Source organism: Pseudomonas sp. GCM10022186, assembly GCF_042656385.1.
In the GTDB taxonomy this organism is placed as follows: domain Bacteria; phylum Pseudomonadota; class Gammaproteobacteria; order Pseudomonadales; family Pseudomonadaceae; genus Metapseudomonas.
Window position 1 is genome coordinate 1 of record NZ_JBHSOU010000056.1, and the last position, 782, is coordinate 782.

General features: G+C 64.2%; 1 pseudogene. It reads right to left on the bottom strand.

Features of this window, described 5'->3' with window-relative positions:
• A pseudogene (locus tag ACFPU0_RS18285) lies at positions 1-697 on the bottom strand (RND family transporter); the annotation flags it as partial.
• Positions 698-782: the final 85 nt, after the last annotated feature.

A 782-nucleotide genomic window follows, 5' to 3' on the forward strand; every position in this document is an offset into this window, starting at 1 on the left:
CCGACGCTTGCGCCTTCTGGTCGCCGGCGTATTCGAAGCGCAGCCGGAACTTGTCTTCCAGGGTGCGGGAGAACTGGTGGTAGTCCACGCCCTTGGCCCCGGCGGCGGCCTGGTCCAGCAGCGGCACCACCAGCATGGTGGACTTGAAATCGTTGGCCACCAGGCTGCCGACGATGCCGGCACGGGCGATGTTCTGCCGCAGCTGCTCGATGCTCGCTTTGGAACCGTCGTAGCCATCCGGCATGACCGGGCCGCCCTGGAAGCCTTCCTCGGTCACCTCGGTCCAGCGCACGCCGGGCGCCCAGAGCGACTTCATCCAGGCGCGGTCGACGCCTTCGGTGAGGAACAGCTCGTCATGCACCTGCTTGAGGGCATCGAGATAGGCCGGGTCGAAGATATCGCCCTGGGTGTTTTCCACCACCACCCGCACGCTGTTGCCCAGGCCGCGCAGGGCCTTGCGGTTTTCCAGGAAGTTCTGGATGTAGGGGTGCCCCTGGGGAATCATCTTCTCGAAGCTGGGCTTGAGCTCCAGGCGCGTGATCGCCATGTAGCCCAGCAGCAGCGTGATCAGCAGGATGCCGAGCACGAACGGCACACGATGGTTGAACACCATGCGCTCCAGCAGGTTGCCGCTGCGCGCGTCGAAGTCTTTCAGATCCCGGATGACCGGCATCGTGTCTTGTTTCATGCCACCCATGATGGGTTCGCCTCGCTTTTATTCTTGTTTGCCAGGGGCCAGGGGCCGCTGGCTGATGCCACGAGCGCCCACCAGCAACAACCCG